This window comes from Paraburkholderia sp. BR10923, from assembly GCF_040948765.1.
GTDB lineage: Bacteria > Pseudomonadota > Gammaproteobacteria > Burkholderiales > Burkholderiaceae > Paraburkholderia > Paraburkholderia youngii.
In genome coordinates this window covers 80,324-97,300 of sequence record NZ_JBFPKO010000023.1, presented here as the reverse complement: position 1 = coordinate 97,300, position 16,977 = coordinate 80,324, and the positions used below count along the sequence as shown (strand labels likewise).

General features: G+C 65.9%; 12 protein-coding genes. 2 read left to right on the top strand and 10 right to left on the bottom strand.

What is annotated here, in order from left to right:
- Nucleotides 1-128: 128 nt before the first annotated feature.
- The gene (locus tag AB3X94_RS32155) at nt 129-503 is read left to right on the top strand and encodes a DUF3564 domain-containing protein (protein WP_368613640.1); all 375 of its coding nucleotides are present in this window, start codon (nt 129-131) and stop codon (nt 501-503) included.
- Nucleotides 504-515: 12 nt separating this feature from the next.
- On the opposite strand, the gene AB3X94_RS32150 is transcribed toward AB3X94_RS32155, so the two are convergent.
- The 6 genes from AB3X94_RS32150 to AB3X94_RS32125 all read right to left on the bottom strand — a co-directional run bounded on the left by AB3X94_RS32150 (nt 516) and on the right by AB3X94_RS32125 (nt 8,442).
- A complete protein-coding gene (locus tag AB3X94_RS32150; RefSeq protein ID WP_176121432.1) occupies nt 516-1,934 on the bottom strand; it encodes an FAD-binding oxidoreductase in 1,419 nt (472 codons plus the stop codon).
- 17 nt (nt 1,935-1,951) lie between these two features.
- Nucleotides 1,952-3,205, bottom strand: coding sequence for an alpha-hydroxy acid oxidase (locus AB3X94_RS32145; protein ID WP_368613639.1), 1,254 nt, complete (start codon nt 3,203-3,205; stop codon nt 1,952-1,954).
- 64 nt (nt 3,206-3,269) lie between these two features.
- A complete protein-coding gene (locus AB3X94_RS32140) occupies nt 3,270-4,817 on the bottom strand; it encodes a UxaA family hydrolase (RefSeq protein WP_176111456.1) in 1,548 nt (515 codons plus the stop codon).
- Nucleotides 4,818-4,865: 48 nt separating this feature from the next.
- Nucleotides 4,866-6,146, bottom strand: a complete 1,281-nt coding sequence (locus tag AB3X94_RS32135) for an MFS transporter (protein WP_368613638.1) — start codon at nt 6,144-6,146, stop codon at nt 4,866-4,868.
- A gap of 119 nt (nt 6,147-6,265) precedes the next feature.
- Nucleotides 6,266-7,399 carry a mannitol dehydrogenase family protein gene (locus AB3X94_RS32130; RefSeq protein ID WP_368613637.1) on the bottom strand — a complete coding sequence of 378 codons (1,134 nt, stop codon included), beginning with the start codon at nt 7,397-7,399 and terminating at the stop codon, nt 6,266-6,268.
- Nucleotides 7,400-7,419: 20 nt separating this feature from the next.
- Complete coding sequence (locus AB3X94_RS32125; RefSeq protein ID WP_176121645.1) at nt 7,420-8,442, bottom strand: zinc-binding alcohol dehydrogenase family protein; 1,023 nt, start codon at nt 8,440-8,442, stop codon at nt 7,420-7,422.
- 269 nt (nt 8,443-8,711) lie between these two features.
- Here AB3X94_RS32125 and AB3X94_RS32120 point away from each other — a divergent pair, with 269 nt between their 5' ends.
- Nucleotides 8,712-9,422 carry a FadR/GntR family transcriptional regulator gene (locus tag AB3X94_RS32120; protein WP_176111459.1) on the top strand — a complete coding sequence of 237 codons (711 nt, stop codon included), beginning with the start codon at nt 8,712-8,714 and terminating at the stop codon, nt 9,420-9,422.
- 176 nt (nt 9,423-9,598) lie between these two features.
- On the opposite strand, the gene AB3X94_RS32115 is transcribed toward AB3X94_RS32120, so the two are convergent.
- The 4 genes from AB3X94_RS32115 to AB3X94_RS32100 all read right to left on the bottom strand — a co-directional run bounded on the left by AB3X94_RS32115 (nt 9,599) and on the right by AB3X94_RS32100 (nt 16,746).
- Complete coding sequence (locus tag AB3X94_RS32115) at nt 9,599-10,894, bottom strand: MFS transporter (RefSeq protein ID WP_368613636.1); 1,296 nt, start codon at nt 10,892-10,894, stop codon at nt 9,599-9,601.
- A 116-nt stretch (nt 10,895-11,010) separates the two neighbouring features.
- Nucleotides 11,011-12,819, bottom strand: coding sequence for an alpha,alpha-trehalase TreA (treA, locus tag AB3X94_RS32110; protein ID WP_176111461.1), 1,809 nt, complete (start codon nt 12,817-12,819; stop codon nt 11,011-11,013).
- Nucleotides 12,820-13,153: 334 nt separating this feature from the next.
- Entirely contained in the window at nt 13,154-14,641 is a 1,488-nt protein-coding gene (locus AB3X94_RS32105) for an alkaline phosphatase family protein (RefSeq protein ID WP_368613635.1), read from the bottom strand.
- A 188-nt stretch (nt 14,642-14,829) separates the two neighbouring features.
- The gene (locus tag AB3X94_RS32100; RefSeq protein WP_176111463.1) at nt 14,830-16,746 is read right to left on the bottom strand and encodes a potassium transporter Kup; all 1,917 of its coding nucleotides are present in this window, start codon (nt 16,744-16,746) and stop codon (nt 14,830-14,832) included.
- Nucleotides 16,747-16,977: the final 231 nt, after the last annotated feature.

Genomic DNA, 16,977 nt, shown 5'->3' with positions numbered 1-16,977 from the left:
TTATTCCTGATAGGGGGCCCGTGCCGTGATTGCGGGAATCCGAGCTTATCTGCTCGTGGGCGCGCACACGCTCGTGCGATAGGTACTTAGCCAATACGAACCAGCCATTTATATTGCGGAGACTTGTCATGCGCTTGACCGTTCATCTCGACACGTTCGATCGTGTCAACCCGATGGCCTTCGCCATTCTCTGGCTCGACAAGGACACCCGGCAATGGTCGCGCGAAGGTCATTTCGGGCTCGAGTTGCCCGAATGGGGCGCTTTGCATGTGGATTGCGGCGATACGCTCGTGTGCGGGCCGCATAGCACGGTGCCGGTCTGCGTGCTCGAGGGGCTCGATCTGAATCAGCTCGACGGGCCGTTCGAAGGCGAGGTCGGCCGCGTGCAGTGGTGCGCGGAACGCGGCCGCAGCCTGATGTGCGGCCACTGGCGCGTGCAATGCATCGACGTGGAACGGACGGAACCGGAAAACAGCGTATTCGCAAGCGATGAAAACGCGTGACTCGGAGCCACACTACATCGCGATCACCTTGCCGGGGTTCAGGATATTGTGCGGATCGAGCGCAAGCTTGATCGCCTTCATCGCGGCGAGTTCGGCCGGCGAGCGCGACATGCCGAGCACGCTCAGCTTTTCCTCGCCGATCCCATGCTCGGCCGATACCGAGCCGCCCATTTCCCCCGTGAGTTCATAGACGACGCGCTTGACCTCGTCGATGTCCTCGTCGGTCCAGCCCGGTTCCTGCGCCACCACGTGCAGATTGCCGTCGCCGAGGTGCCCGTAGACGAGGATCGTCGCTTGCGGCCAGCGCGCGCGCAGCCGCTCGTCGCAACGCTGCGCCGCATCGCCCGCCTGCGCGACCGCGAAGCTGATGTCGAACGAGATGCGTCCGGGGATCAGGCGCGGATATTCGGCCGGCGCGTCGCGAATCGCCCAGAACGCCGCGGCGTCGGCGTCCGATTGCGCGATCGCGGCGTCGGAGATCACGCCGGCGTCGAGCATGTCGGCGAGAAAGTCCTCGAACGCCGCCGCCTGCCGCTCCGGGTCCGCGCCGCAAGTCTCGAGCAATACGTAGTAAGCGTGATCGCTGCCGAGCGGCACGCGCAGTTCGGGCAGGCGTTCCCGCACGAAGTCGCAATAGCTGGGCCACATGACCTCGAACGCGGACACGCCGGCCGGCAGCCGCTCCTGCGCGCGGCCGAGCAGCGTGGTCACCGCCTCGTAATCCGGCATGCCGCACCATGCGGTCGAGATTGCGCGCGGTTTGGCGCGCAGCCGCAGCACCGCGCGCGTGATGACCCCGAGCGTGCCTTCGCTGCCGGTCAACAGGTTGCGCAGGTCGTAGCCGGTATTGTTCTTGATCATCTTGCGCTCGCCGCCGATCACGCTGCCGTCGGCGAGCACCGCTTCGACGTCGAGCACCTGGTCGCGCATCATCCCGTAGCGGATCACGCGGTTGCCGCCCGCATTGGTTGCGATGTTGCCGCCAATCGTGCAACTGCCGCGCGCGCCAAGGTCGAGCGCGAACATGAAGCCGGCGTGATCGGCCGCTTCCTGCACCGCCTGCAGCGGCGTGCCCGCGAACACGGTGATGGTCGCGCTGACCGGATCGATGTCGATGACGCCGTTCATCCGCTCGACGCTCAGCGCAACCTCGCCGCCGAGCACGCAGGCGCCGCCCGCATGCCCGGTCATACCGCCTTGCGTGACGACCGGCTGGCGGAATTGATGACAGATCCTGAGCGCGGTGGCGACCTCTTCGGTCGTGCGCGGGCGGATCAGCGCGATCGGATCGGTCGATGGCGTGCCGCTCCAGTCGGCGAACTGCCGCCCGCCAAATTCGGCCGGCAGACTCACGATGTCCGCGCCGAGCGTTTCGCGCAGCGCGGCGACGGCTTCGTTACCGCGGGTCGCGGCGTTCGGTTCTTGCTGCATCAGATATCTCCAGTTCGTCAGGCGGACAGAGCCGCTGCGCGCGCCTGCACCGTTTGGGTCTGCGTTTGCGATTGCACGCGCGACAGCGGCGCCTGCTGCCCTGGCCAACGCAGATAACTACGGTCGAGCCCGGCGATATCGCAGCAACCGAGCAAGCCGAGCGCCCGGTCGATCTCGGTCTGCAGAATCTCGATAGCCCGCTCGGCGCCCGGCTGACCGCCCGCGCTCAGACCATAGGTGGTCGCGCGTCCGAGCAATACCGCATCGGCGCCCAGCGCGACCGCCTTCAGGATCTCGGAGCCGCGGCGAAATCCGCCGTCGAGCATCACGCACAGCTTACCCCCAACCTGCTCGACGACTTCGGGCAGCACGTCCATCGCCGATACCGCGCTGTCGAGCTGCCGCCCACCGTGGTTCGACAGCACGATGCCGTCGACGCCGGCCTCCAGCGCCTTCAGCGCATCCGGCGCACCCAGCACGCCTTTGACGATCAGCCGACGCGGCCACAGATCGCGCAGCCAGCGGATATCGTCCCACGACAACGACGGGTCGAGTTCCCGGCCCAGTGTGATCGTCGCGCCCTTCACGCTGTCCTGCCCCGGCGGCAGCAGGTCGCCGAGATTGGCGAAGCGCGGCATGCCGTTCGGCCACAGCACGTTGGCCATCCAGCCCGGATGGCGCAGCACGTCGAACTTGTTGCGCCAGTCGAGTTTCAGCGGCTCGATGTAGTTGCGCAGGTCCCATTCGCGTTTGCCGAACACCGCGCTGTCGGTCGTGACGACCAGCGCCTCGATGCCCGCGGCCTTCGCGCGCTGCGCCAGTTTCGCGAGAGATTCGCGCGTGCGGTACATATAGACCTGCATCCACACGCGACCGCCCGCGCGCCGCACGACGTCCTCCAGCGAGACCGTCGACACGTTGCTCAGCACGAACGGAATGCCGGCCGCTGCCGCCGCGCTGGCCAGCTTGACGTCGCCTTCGCGAAACATCAGGCCGCTATAGCCGGTCGGGCCGATCATGAACGGCGACGCGCTGCGCTCGCCGAACAGCGTCACGCTCTGATTGCGCTTTTCGACGTTCACCAGCGTGCGCGGCAGAAAAGCGATTTCGCGGAACACGTCGCGGTTGCGCCGCAGTGTCGCTTCGTCTTCAGCGCCGCCCTCCACATACTCGAAACAGAAATTCGGCAGACGCTTGCGGGCCATCGCGCGCAGATCATCGATGCTGTGCGCGCGCTTCACGTCGCGGCCTGAATAAAGGCGGCGTTCCAATTGCATCCTCCAGTGCGTGATTGACTCGTCTATTTGATTGTTGGTTGTGTCGCTGCGCGGCCGTTCAGGTCACCACGCCGACCTGCCACGGCACGAACTCGCTCTGCCCATAGCCGTGCAGCTCGCTCTTGGTGCGCGTACCGGAAGCGCAGTCGAGCATCATGCGGAAGATCGCTTCGCCGAGTTCGTCGATGCTCGCGCTGCCGTCGATCACGCCGCCGCAATTGATATCGATGTCGTCCTGCTGGCGCTCCCACAACGCGGTGTTGGTCGCCAGCTTCAACGACGGCGACGGCGCACAGCCGTAAGCGGAGCCGCGCCCGGTCGTGAAGCAGATCAGGTTCGCGCCCGAGGCGACCTGTCCCGTCGCGGACACCGGGTCGTAGCCGGGCGAATCCATGAACACGAAGCCCTTCGCGGCGATCGGCTGCGCGTATTCGTAGACGTCGACCAGATTCGTCGTGCCGCCCTTCGCGACCGCGCCGAGCGATTTTTCGAGGATCGTCGTCAGACCGCCCACCTTGTTGCCCGCCGATGGATTGTTGTCCATCGCGCCGCCATTGCGCGCGCAATAGTCCTGCCACCATGCGATGCGCGCGAGCAGTTTGTCGCCGACCGCGGCGCTCACCGCGCGGCGCGTCAGCAGATGCTCGGCGCCGTAGATTTCCGGCGTTTCCGACAGAATCGCGGTGCCGCCGTGCCGCACGAGCCGATCGACCGCGGCGCCGAGCGCCGGATTCGCGGAGATGCCCGAGTAGCCGTCCGAGCCGCCGCATTGCAGACCGACGCATAGATGCGCAGCCGGTACCGGCACGCGCTGCACGCGGTTCGCGTCGGCGAGCATCTCGCGCACCATCGCGATACCGCGTTCGATCGTCTTGCGCGTGCCGCCGCTGTCCTGGATCGTGAAGCTGCGCAGCTTCGTCGAGCTGGCGTCGAGGCCGCCCGCCGCGAGCACACCGTCGATCTGATTCGTCTCGCAGCCCAGCCCGACGAACAGCACCGACGCGAAGTTCGGATGCACCGCATAACCGGCGAGCGTACGACGCAGGATCGCAATGCCCTCGCCTTGCATGTCGATGCCGCAGCCGAGCCCGTGCGTCAAGGCGATTACACCGTCGACGTTCGGATAGTCGGCGAGCGCGTCGGGACGCACGTCGCGCCGGAAATGATCGGCAATCGCGCGCGCAACCGTCGCCGAGCAGTTCACACTGGTCAGAATGCCGATGTAATTGCGCGTCGCGATGCGGCCGTCGTCGCGACGAATCCCCATGAAATGCGCGGGTTCATCGACGTAGACGGTCGGCTGCGCATCGGCGCCGAACGCGTGCTCGCGCGCGAACTCGGACATGCCGAGATTGTGCGTATGAACATGCTGGCCGCGCGCGATCGCTTCACGCGCTACGCCGATGATCTGGTTGTAGCGCTTGACCGGTTCGCCCTTGGCGATGTCGCGCGTCGCGATCTTGTGTCCCGGTGGAATCAGCCCGGCGACGACCAGTTGTTCCGCGTCGATGCGCGTGCCCGGCAACAACTGCCGGGTCGCGATGATGACGTCGTCGGCGGGATGCAGGCGAATGATCGGGCACGCGCCGCTAGCTTGAGTCGACATGAAAAGCCTCGAAGACAGGGTTATCCGTAAGCGTTCAAACAGAATACGTCAGATCGTGGAGCCCACGCCCTTGGGCAGATCGCGGCTGTCCGATTCCAGCGACAGCGGCTCGATGCGTCCCACGATGAAAAGATAGCTGAACGCGCCAAGAAAGCAGAAGCCGCCCGCGACGACGAGCGGAATCGTGAACGAGCCCTTCGACATCGCAACCATCACGCCGGTGAACGTCGTGATCACGATCCCCGCCAGATTCGATGCGAAGTTCTGGATGCCGCCGATCGACGCGACATGACCCGGCGTCGGCGCGACGTCGCCTGGCAGCGACCAGATGCTCGCCGCGGCGAACGCGAGGCTGCCATAGGCGATGCCGAAGAACGCGAGCATCAGATACGTGTTCTCCGTGAACGCCGACAGCGTGATCACCGACGACAACAGCATGCCGCCGACCATGCAGGTCTTGCGCGCGGCCGTCAGGCTCCAACCGCGCCGGAACAGCGCGTCGGACACGAAGCCGCCGAACCAGCCGCCCGGAATCGCGATCAACGCCGGAATCATGCCGAGCGTGCCGAGCGATTTGAGCGAGAAGCCACGGGTCTCCACGAGGTAGCTCGGAAACCACGTAATGAAGAAATAGATCACGAAGTTCAGGCAGAAGAAGCCGAGCATCATGCCCCACAGCGTGCGGTGGCGAAACAGCGACGCCCATGTCACCTTCTCCGCGCTCACCTGAGCCGCGGGAGTAGCCTCGAGTGCGATGGCCATCTCGTCTTGCACAGGATTGCGATAGATCACGAACCAGCCGACGATCCAGACCGCGCCGAGCAAGCCGGTGAGAACAAAAGCCGCCTTCCAGCCGAGCGTGCTGATGATCAGCGCAACCACGGGAATCGACAGCGCGGAGCCGACCCGCGAGCCGCTATCGAAGATGCTCGTCGCGAGCGCACGTTCCTTGGGCTGGAACCATTGGCTCACGAGCTTCGTGCAGGACGGGTAAGCGCCCGCCTCGCCGACGCCGAGCAACAGGCGGCAGCCGAACATGCCCGCGACGCTGGTCGTGACCGCGGTGGCCGCGGTAAACACCGACCACCAGCCGACCGCGAGCGGCAGCGCGATGCGCGCGCCGACGCGATCGACGAACCAGCCGAACGGCATCTGCATGAACGCGTAGGTCCAGAAGAAGCCGCTCAGGATGAAGCCCATCTCGGCGGGGCCGATGCCGAGCGCCTTTTCGATTTGCGGCGCGGCGACCGCGAGATTCGCACGATCGATGTAGTTCACCGCGATCGCGAGAAAGCACAGAAAAATCACTACCCAACGCATCTTCTTCATGAAACCGTCTCCTCCTGGCCAGGCTAAGCCTATGTTTAGATGAACCTTGCGACCTCGTGAGCCGCTGGTGTACTGCGGGGTCGACGACCCGATTTACTGCGGATTTGCGGCCCGCGCCTTTAGCCGCGTTGCACGCACGCGGCAAGCGCCGCGTTCAGACGCGGTTGCTCGACACGCACGCCGAGCTCGCGGGCGAGTTCGATCACCGGCTTGAAGCGCCGCTCTTTCTTTTGCTCGTGATTGCGCGCGATGTCGGCGAGGCGATGATCGAGAAAGGGGTTTTCGAATCGCTCGCGCACGTCGTCGAGATAGGCGCGCGCGTCGCTGCCCTGACCGAGCGCATCGAAGACCGGCAGTACCTCGTCGCGCCATAGCGATTCGAGATCGGCGCGCAACAGCGGATCGCGCATCGCGTGCAGCACGTTCTCGTCGGAATCGCGCGCGTCGGCCTGCCAGCGCTCGGCGAGCCACGTATGCCCGAGATTCAGCAGCAGCAGCTTCAGGCGTTCGTAGTGCAACAGATCGTCGGTGACGATCATCGCTTCGTGCTCGCACGGCAGCACCATGCCGGCACGCCGCTCGATCGCCCACAACGCGTAGGGTTCGGCAACCGCGCCGACCGGCCGGATCGGCTCGGACACGATGCGGTCCACCAGCGAATTGACCCAGATGCAGGTGTGCTCGATGTAGCGCAGGAACTCGGTCCCGCCGCCCCACCCGCGCGCGATATCGGCGACGAGGCCACGCAGCGTGTCGCCGTTGCCCGATACGAGTTCGCATGGCAGCAGCGTCAGCGGCGCGGCGCCGGCTTTGAAGCGCGCGTGCAGCAGCACTACGAGCTTCGCCGCGAATCCGCGCGGCACGCTCTTGTCGTTGCGCAATAGCTCGGCGGTGTCGTCGGCGAAACACTCGTAGCCTCGGTCGCCGGTGTTCGAGATCACCACGCGCGCGTCGCGCGCAAAGCGCTCCACCACCGTCGGCCAATCGGTATTCGCGTTCAATGCCTCGCTGATCGCATGACATTGCGTGGTCGTATCGATCACCGCTTCGCGGCGCAGACCGCGAATGCGCACCTCGTACTGCCGGTGCGCGCGCAGCGCGTCGATGCGCGCGAGGCTCTCGGGGTTGGCCGTCGTCTGCACGACGCTCACGTGCCCCAGCGCGCGGCCCGAGTCGAGCGCCGCCGATACGAACAGATCCGCGTGCGCCTGCAGAAAGCGACTCGTGCCGAATTGAAGAATCGGGTTGCCCATCGTCCGTTTTCCCCGCTCGCTCAACAGGCCACCAGCGCCTTGATGACGCCGGCATCCGGTTTCAGCAGCTTGGGGAATTCGCCCGGCAGATTGGCGAGCTCGACCACGTGGGTATTGAGCGCGGCCGTCGGAATCTTGCCGGCGCGCATCGCTTCGAGCACCGTTTCGAAGTCGGCGACGGTCGCGTTGCGGCTCGCGAGCAAGGTCGTCTCGCGCTTGTGGAACTCGGGATCGGCAAACGAAATGCGCTCGCTGACGATCGACACCAGCACGTACTTGCCGCCGTGCGCGACGAACTGCAGCCCGCGCTCCATCGCCTTCACGTTGCCGGTCGCGTCGAATACCACGTCGAAGAACTCGTTATCGGTCAGCGCGGCGAGTTGGGCGGCATCGGTCGCGGCGTCGGTGGTGTCGAGCAGCACCGTGTGATCGGCCTGCAACGCGCCGGCGCACACGGACAGGCGGTCCGCGCGGCCGTCGAGCACGCTGACCTCGGCGCCGCGCAGTTTCGCGAAGATCGTCACGGCCATGCCGATCGGCCCAGCCCCGACTACCAACGCACGCTGCCCGGCTTGCACGTCGGCGCGCGCGACCGCGTGTGCGCCGATCGCCAGGAACTCGAGCATCGCGGCTTGGTCGAGCGTCACGCCGTCGGCCTTGAAGACGAACGCCTGCGGCACCGCGAGGTACTCGGTCATGCCGCCGTCGGTATGGACGCCGAGCACCCGGATGTTCACGCAGCAGTTGCCCTTGCCCGCGCGGCAGGCCACGCAGCGCCCGCACGACAGATACGGCATCACGTACACCTGGTCGCCGGCCGCGACGCGCGCGCCGGCCGGCGCCGCTTCGACGATGCCGGCAAGCTCGTGCCCCATCACGCGCGGATACGACAGATACGGCTGATTGCCGGTGAAGATATGGAAGTCGGTGCCGCAGATGCCTACCCGGCGGATGCGGATCAGCACATCGTCAGGGCCGGCGTTCGGCATCGCGCGTTCGGCGAGCGCGAGCTGGCCGGGTTGTTCGCAAATGACTGTCTTCATCGTCATGGAGGAATTGATCGGGTATCGGGAGCGGAGCGGCCCGCAGGGCTGCTCGCCTGGCGTCTACTTGGCGTCGATCTGGCCTTACCAATTTGCAAAAGTAACGGCACATGCGATACTGGTCAAGCCAATTTGCACGATGTTGGGGGAAACCCCGAACGCTGTCAGCGCGTAGCCTAGCGCGCGCGATTTGCGCGCCGGGCGCTTCGATCTACAATCGGCGCTCGCCTTATCGGGATTGCACAAGCTCCATTGCCGGGAAACGTTTCGTGAACACCAAACCTGCCGACACTCGCCGCCTGTATCTTCAGATCGCGGAAAAATTGCGCGATCTGATCGCTCAGCCGGAGTTCGCGCCGAACGGCCGCCTGCCGCCCGAGCGCGCGCTGGCGGAAACGCTCGGCGTATCGCGGCCGTCGGTGCGCGAGGCGCTGGTCGCGCTGGAACTGGAAGGCCTCGTCGAGATTCGCATGGGCTCGGGCGTCTATCTGTGCGCGACGCCGTCCGCGCAAAGTGATGCGTCGCTGTCGCAGGCCGAACTCGGCGATAGCCTGCTCGACATCCTCGGCGCGCGCTGCCTGATCGAAGGCTCGATCATCGCGAGCGTCGCACCGTTCTGCAAACCGAAAGACCTGAAGATGCTGCGCGCGATCTACAACGAGATGGAGCGCGAAGTGAAGGCGGGCAGAATTCCGGTCGCCGCCGATCGCGCGTTCCATCTGGCGATCGCGCAGATGTCCGGCAACGAAGTGCTGGTGCGCACCGTCAGCTCGCTATTCGATGCGCGACATAGTCCGCTGTCGGAAAAGCTGCGTGGCCACTTCGAAAACGAAACGACGTGGGGCGCCGTGCCCGAAGAACATCTGGTGATTCTGGAAGCGCTGGAAGCGCACGATCCGCTGCAGGCGCAGGCGGCGATGCAGCGCCACTTGAAGCTGTCGCTGGAGCGGGTGATCACGGGGGGACAGCGGACGACTTAGAAACGGTTTCATAAAGACTTCTGGGCACGCTTGAGCGTGTTCCAGCAGATCAAGGAACAACCGAGTCTGAGAAACGCCTCATGAACGGTTCGTCTTCAACGATTGGTTTTCCCATCTCCTCAGTCCGCTTGTTTGCGCCGCAATCGCAAACGTGCCGAGCGTCGACGCGGCTCGTATCAGCGCGCCGCCTCGGCCCGTACGCTGCGCGATTTCACGCGCCAGTTCGCGAGCGCGCCGAGCGCCATCAGCACGCTGGTGCCGAGAAACACCGCGCGCATGCCGACGTGGCCGCCGACGAAACCGCCCAGCAGCGGGCCGGCCACTTGCCCCGCGTACTGCGACGACACCGAGTAGCCGAGAATCGCGCCGGTCACGCTCGCCGGCACGTTGTGCCGGATCACGCTCGCGATGCACGGCAACAGGCCGCCGAGTGCGATGCCCATCAGGAAACGCAGCACGATCAGCTGCCAGCTCGCGGTGACGAACGCCTGCGGCACGAGCAGCACCGCCGATACCGCGAGGCAGCCGACGATCACGTTCCAGTGCCCGGCGCGATCCGCGAACCTGCCGAGGCGCGACGACGAGATCACGCTGCCGAGCGCCGCGCCCGACATGACGAAGCCCGCGACCATCGTCACGCTTTGAGGCTTCGTGAGCTGGGCGACGTAGACGGTGATGATCGGTTCGATCGACATGTTCGCGACCATCAGCAGCAAGCCGGTGGCAAGCATCGCGATGGCCGGCCGCTTGTCGTCCACCGAGGCCCACGCGCCTTTCTTCGACGCGCTGTCCGCGCGCTTGCGGACCGGCTGCTCGCGAATCAGAAACGCGGTCGCGAGAAAGGCGACGAAGATCGCCGCGCCCGAGGCCCAGAAGGTCGCGCGGATGCCGATCAGCGGCGGCAGAAAGCCGCCGAGCAGCGGGCCGACCAGATTGCCCGCCATGATCCCCGACGACAGCACCCCGAGCGCCCAGCCCGAACGCGCCTTCGGCGTCTGCGTCGCGACGAGGATCATCGAGCCCGACGCATAGCCGCCGAGCAGCCCGGCGAGCAGCCGCAACGCGACCAGTTGCCAGGCCGAGTGCGCCATGCCGATCAGCGACATCGCGATCGCCATGCCGAGGCTCGAGCGGATCAGCATCAGCTTGCGGCCGTAGAGGTCCGCGAGCTTGCCCCACAGCGGCGCGACGAGCGCGGCGCTGAAGAACGTCGCGCCGAACGCGGCGCCGGACCACTGCACGATCGCCGCATGATCCTGCACGCCGAGTTGCTCGACGTAAAGCGGCAGGAACGGCAGCAGCAGCGTCATCGCGACGATGGTCGTGAACGAGCCGAACACGCACACGCACAGGTTGCGCTGCCAATGCGCGGCGGCTTCATCGTCGGCCACCGGGGCGGCCTTGGCCGCCGCCGTCGCCTGCGCCTGCGGCGGCACCGGTTCGGCCGTTGGTACGTCGAGCTTGCGATTCATCTTCGAGACTTTCCAGGTGACTAGGGGGCCGTTCGAGCTATCCGAAGCATGCTAACGGGCTGCGTCGCCGTCAGGCAGTCAACCCATCATCCTGGTATCGCTACTACCTCTTCCGACTAGTGGCCCGCGGGCGACGCGCTGTGCGACGTCTGCGGCGCGGCCGCCGCCGATGCCGCCGCATCCGACACCCCCACCGCACCGCCCGGCAGATCGGCCGGCTTCGTCGAACTCACCGCATCCGGATAGAGCTGCATCAGCACGCGCAGCACACCATTGGTCCAGCCGAAGCCGTCCTGCAGCGGATACTCGCCGCCGCCCGCCGACTTGTCGCTCGCGTCGACGTCGTACTTCTCGACCAGCTTGCCGGTGCGCTGGTAGTACGCGACGTTGGTGCGAATCCAGCGGGTCGCGATATCACGCGCGAGCTCCGGCTCGCTGTAGCGGCGCAGCCCGATCACCGCGAGGTACTGCAGCGGCGCCCAGCCATTCGGTTCGTCCCACTGCTGACCGGTATCGGTCCGCGTCGTCGCGAGACCGCCCGGGCGCAGCAGATCCCGCCGGATCGTCTGCGCCACTTCGCGCGCGTCGTTGCGTGTCGCGACGCCGGTGTAAAGCGGGTAGACGGTCGCGGCAGTGAGCCGGTGCGTAAGCGTGCCGTGCACGAAGTCGTAGTCGCCGAAAGCGTGCAGTTGCGGATCCCACAGCACCCGGCGGATTGCATCGGCGCGCACGCGGGCGCGTAGTTCGAGATTCTCCGCGTGGCCTGCGTCGCCGGTCACCCGGTAGGCTTTCGCGAGCGCGCGTTCGAGCTCCACCATCAGGCAGTTCAGGTCCACTGGCACGAGCGAGGTCACGTCGATGGTCGCGAGCGTCCTGCCGTCGGCGAACCAGCGCGAACTGAAATCCCAGCCGGTTTCGCCGCCCGCGCGCAGGTTGCGCCACAAATCCTGCGCGTCGCGTTGCGGTATCTGCTGCGCCGTCATCACATCCTCGCGGTACGACTCGTCGCGCGGCGCCGCGCGCTCGTCCCAGTAGCGATTGAGCAGCGTGCCGTCGGCGAGGCGCACCAGATGGCGCGCCGCGTTGCCGGGCGACAGATGATCGCTGCCCGCCATCCAGTACGCGTATTCACGGCGCAGCTCGGGCAGATAGCGGGCGTAGACCTGATCGCCCTCTTTGCGCGCGACGAGCTGCACCATCTGCGCGAAGAACGGCGGCTGCGAACGGCTCAGGTAATACGTGCGATTGCCGTTGGGGATATGGCCATAGCGGTCGATCAACGTCGAGAAGTTGTTCAGCTCGTCGTCGACGAGCGCGCGCTGGCCGCTCGCGTCGAGCCCCAGCAGAATGAAGTACGAGTCCCAGTAGTAGATCTCGTCGAAGCGGTCGCCCGGCACGATGTACGACGACGGTAGCGGCAACAGCGAAGCGTACGGGCTGGCGCTCGCATCCGGTTCGCGGCGCAGCACGCTCCACAGCGTATCGATGTGCGCGGTGACGCTTTCGTTCGGATCGGACACATAGCGCTTCGGCTCGCGAGCAGGCAGCGTGAAGCGCTGTTCGACGAATTGCTTCAGGTCGAAGCGCGGCTGAGCGCGCTGGCTGTCGTAGTCGGCGATGACTTGCGGCGGCGGCTCGTTTGGCGACATGTCGGCGAAAGTCTTGCTGTCCGGGTACAGATGCGCGAGTTCGACGTCGCGATACAGCTCGCCATACAGCTCGGATGGCGGCGTCGGCACGTCCGGCGACGGCTGCGCGTGATCCGTGTTGCCAACGCGCCCGGCCGCGGCGCTGCTCCCGGCATTCGCAGCGGCAGCCGATGCGGGCAGCGTAAGGGCCGGCACGGCCGGCTGGGTCGGCGCGACCGTCGGCGCGGATTGCGCGGTGACGCTGCTGCTTGCGGCGAGCGCCAGCGCGGTGGCCACGGAGGCTAGAACGCAGCGGTACGGCCGCTCGCGGGAAGACCAAACGGGAAGATCGGAACGAAATGGCATCGGCGGACCCGTTGAGGACGACGCGGTGACGTCGACGTAGGCGACCCGCCGCGCGTGCCGATCCTATGCTGCACGCTACCGCGGGGCTTCGAGAGGGTCTAGTTAGCAAATGCGGGGCCCGCTCCGCAAAACGATGTCGCGCGCAAGCGCTCTTTACCGGGTGCTAACCAGGTTCTTACCGAACTGCGCTCGAGGCATGAGCCTTCATCGGGCCGCGCGGTCCGGCGCCGGCTTGCCGCCCGCTCATTCTAGGCGGAAACCGCCGTTAGCCTCCGGTCGCGAATCCTAATGACGCCGCCTTCGCGCGAAGATTCGCGAAGCGGTCCGCCGTCGGGTTGATCGCCCGCTTTTGCGACTGATCGACCGCCGATACCGAGCTCGACGGCGACGGCACGACCGCCCCCAGGCAGGCTCCGCCGAACGGCCCCTGGGCGACAGTGAACGGGGGAGCGTCGGTGCGCGGCGCGCCGTTGAAATCGAGCGCGTAGGCGAGATTGAAGGTCGCAGGATCGCTGCCGCGCACGCCGAGCGGCTGCAAGCCGAAGCGCCATTGCAGCAGCGCGTGAATCGAGCTGGGGTCGAACGGATAGCGCGTGATCGAACCCGCGCGCACGCGCGGGCCCAGCAGCGCGAGCGGCACGCGAAAGCCGAGCTTGCCGTCGTTGCCGAGCGTGAGCTCGCTGTTGCTGATCGGCCTGGTGGGCGGCACCACGTGCTCGAGAAACCCGCCCCATTCGTCGTAGACGACGATCATCAGCGTGCGGCTCCACGTCGGGCTCGTGCGCAGCGCCTCGTAGACCTGCGCGAGAAACGCCTCGCCGTCGCGGATGTCGGCATGTGGATGATCGTCGGAGGAAACGCCTTCCGGCTCGCCCGTAAATGACGGATCGACCATGCAGAATGGCGGCAGCGTCCCCGCCGCGGCATTCACGAGGAAATCCGCAAACGGGCGGGAAATGCCGACATACCGCGTGCCATAAAGCGCCGTGATCGGCACGTCGTGGTAGTAGTAGCGAGCGTCGACATCGGCGTTGCTCAGCTTGTCCCAGATCGTCGCGAGCGACGACGTGTCGGCGCTGTCGTCGAGCCGGTCCGTCGCGCCGCTATGCAGATAGAGGCGATTGGGAAACGTGCTGGTCAGGATGCCGCTGAAGTAGAAGTCGCCGATCGTGTAACTGCTGGCCACGGCGTTGAAAAATTGCAGATCGGCCTGCGTGTAGAAGCCGATAGGCAGCAGGTCGCCCCGGCTCAGGCTCGTGCCCGGCGTGAGCAGCCAGCCATTCATCGCACCCGATGCCAGTTGCGTGCGCCCCCCCGAAAAGCTGTGATTGGGGTCCAGGAACGCGCACGCCTGATAGCCGTACGCGGCATTCGCCGCGAGCGAAAACGGCGTTTGCGTCGCGCCGAACGCGTCCTTGAACTTCTGGTTCGCGGGCATGCCCTCGGCGCCCGGCACCCAGCCGAGGAAATGGTCGAACGAACGATTTTCCATCGTGACCAGCACAATGAAGTCGATGCCCGAGCTGGCCGGCGCGGGCAACGCCGGGCGCGGCAGGCTATAGCGGTCGGCGGCGTTGGGCGCCGGAATGTCGGTAATCGAGGGCGCGGGGTCGCCGCCTCCTCCGCCCGTTAAGTCGTCTTCACCCGATCCGCCACCGCAACCCGATAGCGCAACGCTGCCGGCCACCGCGGCTACGCCGGCAAGAAAGCGGCGGCGGTCGTGTGCATGAGTCTTGTGGGTCTCGTCGCCCATCACACGCCTCCTGATTGGCTGCGGCGCGGGCATTCGTCCATGCCTGCCTGCCGCGAAGCAACACGCGCGCGCCGATTGGAGCGGCGGTTGGTCGTTGGCAGCAAGTTTCGAACCCGAGGGAGTGGCGGGCCGTTGCGAAGTGGCGAAGTCCAACGAATGACTTCAAAGGTAGATGAGGCCTTGTCCGCCTAGATCTCCACGCGCGCGCCGACTTCGATCACCCGATTGGCCGGCAGTTTGAAGAAAGCCGCGATATTGCCCACGTTGTGCAGCATCACCGCGAACAGCCGCTCGCGCCATAGCGCCATGCCGTGGACGCGCTTGGGCACGACAGCCGCGCGGCTCAGGAACCAGGATGTGTCGTCCAGGTTGAACGTGAGTTCCGGCGACTTGTAGGCGGCCAGCGTGCGCGGCAAGTCCACTTCGTCCTTGAAGCCGTAATTCACCGTTGCGTGCCAGCAGCCCGCGCACAGCGGCCTGATCTGCACGCGCTCGCTGTCGGCCACCTTCGGCACGCTTTTCGTGATTACGCTCAGGAAAACCGTGCGCTCATGCAGCACACGGTTGTGCCGCAGGTTGTTGACGAGCGCGTGCGGCACCGCTTCGGCGTCCGGCGTCAGGAAGATCGCCGTGCCGCCCACACGCGTCGGCGAACTTTCGAGCAGCGTGGTGAGGTACTGTTTGAGCGGCGTCTTTCCCGCCCGCGCGCGCGCTTCGGCCAGCATCATCTCCCAGCCGCGTCCCCACGTCGCCATGATCGTGAACATGATTGCGCCGACCACGAGCGGGAACCAGCCGCCGTCGACGATCTTGAGCAGATTCGCCGAGAAGAACAGCGCGTCGATCACGAAGAAGAACGAGGTGGAGAGCACGCACAGCAGCCAGTTGTAGCGCCACGCGTAACGCACGACGAAGAACGTCAGGAATGTGGTGATCAGCATCGTACCGGTCACGGCGATGCCATACGCGGCCCCGAGCGCCGTGGACGAGCGGAAGCCCAACACCGCCGCGACCACGGCGATCAGCAGAATCCAGTTGATGCCGGGCACGTAGATTTGCCCGATCTCGCGCTCCGACGTATGTACGATGTTCATGCGCGGCAGGAAAGAAAGCTGCATGGCCTGCATCGTCATCGAATAGGTACCCGAAATAACGGCTTGCGACGCGATCACGGTGGCGATCGTCGCCAGCACGATCATCGGCACGATGGCCCACTGCGGGAACAGTCGGTAGAACGGGTTTTGCACGGCGCCCGGGTTCGCCAGCAGCAGCGCCCCCTGGCCCAGATAGTTCAGCGCGAGCGCGGGAAAAACGACGCCGAACCACGTAACACGGATGGGTCGCTTGCCGAAATGGCCCATGTCGGCGTAGAGCGCCTCGGCGCCCGTCAGCGACAGCACCACCGCGCCGAGCGCGACGAACGCCAGCCAGCGGTGATGCATGACCAGGCGGAGCCCTTCCAGCGGATTGAGCGCGTACAGCACGACCGGCGTGGCTATGATGTTCGCGACGCCCGCCGCGCCGATCACGACGAACCAGAGCACCATCACTGGCCCGAACACGGCGCCGATGCCGCCCGTGCCGTGCTTTTGCGTGACGAACAGCACGATCAGCGCGGCGAGTGTCACCGGAACCACATAGGTCTTGAGCCCGGGCTCGACGACTTCGAGCCCTTCCACGGCGCTCAGCACGGATATGGCCGGCGTGATCACGCTATCGCCGAAGAACAGCGCCGCGCCCATCACCCCCACCACGAGGAGCCCGCGACGCAAGCGCGGCCGCGCCGCGACCGACGACGCCGCGAGCGCGAGCAACGCCATGATCCCGCCTTCGCCGTGATTATTCGCCCGCAGGATCAGGACGACGTACTTCAGCGAAACGACGATCATCAGCGACCAGAAAATCAGCGAAACGATGCCGACGATATTGAAAGCATTGAGCGTGAGACCGTTGGCGGGATCGAACACGGTGGCGAGCGTATAGAGCGGGCTCGTGCCGATGTCGCCATAGACCACGCCGAGCGCGGCCAGCGCGAGCGCTGGAAGAGCCGGTGAGGCGTCGCCGTGGCCTTCCTTCCCCGACGCGGCGGTTGCGGAATGTGCCATGTCTCCCTCCTCCTACGAATCGCGCGTGAGCCGTGATGGCCGAGCCGCGGGTTCGCTTCGATTCTTTCGTTTCGTTGACGTGAATTCGTCTTGGTCGTGCGCGCTGGATCGTGCCAGTGCGCTAGAGAAGTATAGAAATTTCCGGCGAAAATGCGCTTTGCGCAGCAGTCACGCATTTGGCCGACGCCGTCGCTCCGTCCACTGTCAGCTCAACGTCAGGTAGAACGGCGC